Here is a 3,036-nt window from a genome sequence, read left to right on the forward strand (position 1 = left end):
TCAATCAGAGTAACTTACTACTCTAACTTACTTAAATTAGTCAGTCATTTAACTTACAACACATAAGTATAAAGCTACTTAGGCGTTGTATGGTTAAGCCTCACGGGCAATTAGTACAGGTTAGCTTAATGCCTTGCAACACTTCCACATCCTGCCTATCAACGTTGTAGTCTACAACAACCCTTCAGAGAGGTTAAACCTCAGGGATGACTCATCTTGGGGCTCGCTTCCCGCTTAGATGCTTTCAGCGGTTATCGATTCCGAACTTGGCTACCGGGCAATGCCTTTGGCAAAACAACCCGAACACCAGCGGTTCGTCCACTCCGGTCCTCTCGTACTAGGAGCAGCTCCCCTCAATCATCCAACGCCCACACCAGATAGGGACCGAACTGTCTCACGACGTTCTAAACCCAGCTCGCGTACCACTTTAAATGGCGAACAGCCATACCCTTGGGACCGACTTCAGCCCCAGGATGTGATGAGCCGACATCGAGGTGCCAAACACCGCCGTCGATATGAACTCTTGGGCGGTATCAGCCTGTTATCCCCGGAGTACCTTTTATCCGTTGAGCGATGGCCCTTCCATACAGAACCACCGGATCACTATGACCTACTTTCGTACCTGCTCGACGTGTCTGTCTCGCAGTTAAGCTAGCTTATGCCATTGCACTAACCTCACGATGTCCGACCGTGATTAGCTAACCTTCGTGCTCCTCCGTTACTATTTGGGAGGAGACCGCCCCAGTCAAACTACCCACCAGACACTGTCCACGATCCCGATAAGGGACCTATGTTAGAACATCAAACATACAAGGGTGGTATTTCAAGGACGGCTCCATGCAAACTAGCGTTCACACTTCAAAGCCTCCCACCTATCCTACACATGTAGGTTCAATGTTCAGTGCCAAGCTGTAGTAAAGGTTCACGGGGTCTTTCCGTCTAGGTGCGGGTACACAGCATCTTCACTGCGATTTCAATTTCACTGAGTCTCGGGTGGAGACAGCGTGGCCATGGTTACACCATTCGTGCAGGTCGGAACTTACCCGACAAGGAATTTCGCTACCTTAGGACCGTTATAGTTACGGCCGCCGTTTACCGGGGCTTCGATCAAGAGCTTCGCCTAAGCTAACCCCATCAATTAACCTTCCGGCACCGGGCAGGTGTCACACCGTATACGTCATCTTACGATTTAGCACAGTGCTGTGTTTTTAATAAACAGTCCCAGCCACCTGGTCACTGCGACCCCCATCTGCTTACAGCGTAAAGCTTTCACAAACAGGGGCGTACCTTCTCCCGAAGTTACGGTACTATTTTGCCGAGTTCCTTCACCCGAGTTCTCTCAAGCGCCTTAGTATTCTCTACCTGACCACCTGTGTCGGTTTGGGGTACGGTTCACATAATCATAAGTTTAGAAGCTTTTCCTGGAAGCAGGGCATCAACAACTTCACCACCTTGGTGGCTCGTCTCGTGTCTCAACTTTAAGAACCCGGATTTACCTAAGTTCTCGGTCTACGCACTTTCACTTGGATAACCAACACCAAGCTTGCCTAGCCTTCTCCGTCCCTCCATCACTGATTATATAAGTACGGGAATATTAACCCGTTTCCCATCGACTACGCATTTCTGCCTCGCCTTAGGGGCCGACTTACCCTGCCCTGATTAGCATGGGACAGGAAACCTTGGTCTTCCGGCGTGGGGGTTTTTCACCCCCATTATCGTTACTCATGTCAGCATTCGCACTTGTGATATGTCCAGCAAACTTCACAGTTCACCTTCAGCCACTTACACAACGCTCCCCTACCCAGCATAGTAAACTATGCTGCCGCAGCTTCGGTATATTGCTTAGCCCCGTTACATCTTCCGCGCAGGCCGACTCGACTAGTGAGCTATTACGCTTTCTTTAAAGGGTGGCTGCTTCTAAGCCAACCTCCTAGCTGTCTTAGCCTTCCCACATCGTTTCCCACTTAGCAATATTTTGGGACCTTAGCTGGCGGTCTGGGTTGTTTCCCTCTTCACGACGGACGTTAGCACCCGCCGTGTGTCTCCCGGATAGTTCTCATTGGTATTCGGAGTTTGCAAAGGGTTGGTAAGTCGGGATGACCCCCTAGCCTTAACAGTGCTCTACCCCCAATGGAATTCGTCCGAGGCTCTACCTAAATAGATTTCGGGGAGAACCAGCTATCTCCCGGTTTGATTGGCCTTTCACCCCCAGCCACAGGTCATCTCCACCTTTTTCAACAGGTGTGAGTTCGGTCCTCCAGTTGATGTTACTCAACCTTCAACCTGCCCATGGCTAGATCACCGGGTTTCGGGTCTATACCTAGCAACTAAACGCGCAGTTAACACTCGCTTTCGCTACGGCTCCGCTATTCGCTTAACCTTGCTACTAAATATAAGTCGCTGACCCATTATACAAAAGGTACGCAGTCACCCCATAAATGAGGCTCCCACTGCTTGTACGTATACGGTTTCAGGTTCTATTTCACTCCCCTCACAGGGGTTCTTTTCGCCTTTCCCTCACGGTACTGGTTCACTATCGGTCAGTAAGGAGTATTTAGCCTTGGAGGATGGTCCCCCCATCTTCAGTCAAGATAACACGTGTCCCGACCTACTTAATATGTGCCTATTGCAACTTCGTGTACGGGACTATCACCCTGTACCGTTATACTTTCCAGAATATTCCACTATTGCAATAAACATCGGCTGCTCCCCTTTCGCTCGCCGCTACTAAGGGAATCTCGGTTGATTTCTTTTCCTCCGGGTACTTAGATGTTTCAGTTCCCCGGGTTTGCCTCATTAACCTATGTATTCAGTTAATGATACCCGCAAGCGGGTGGGTTTCCCCATTCGGACATCGATGACTCAAATGCGTTTTGTCAGCTCGTCACCGCTTTTCGCAGACTTACACGTCCTTCATCGCCTCTTACTGCCAAGGCATCCACCGTATACGCTTAGTCACTTAACCATACAACCCTAAATAGCTTCCGTTTGATAAATCAAACGTCGTTGTTTCCTCTTACCACATGAAAGATAAGA

At 49.5% G+C, this 3,036-nt stretch carries 1 rRNA gene; it reads right to left on the minus strand.

What is annotated here, in order from left to right:
• Nucleotides 1-89: 89 nt before the first annotated feature.
• Nucleotides 90-2,965 (minus strand): 23S ribosomal RNA (locus V5298_RS20300).
• Between the last annotated feature and the right edge of the window lie 71 nt (nt 2,966-3,036).

Origin of the sequence: Alteromonas sp. 14N.309.X.WAT.G.H12, assembly GCF_036697315.1 — a bacterium.
In the GTDB taxonomy this organism is placed as follows: Bacteria; Pseudomonadota; Gammaproteobacteria; order Enterobacterales; family Alteromonadaceae; genus Alteromonas.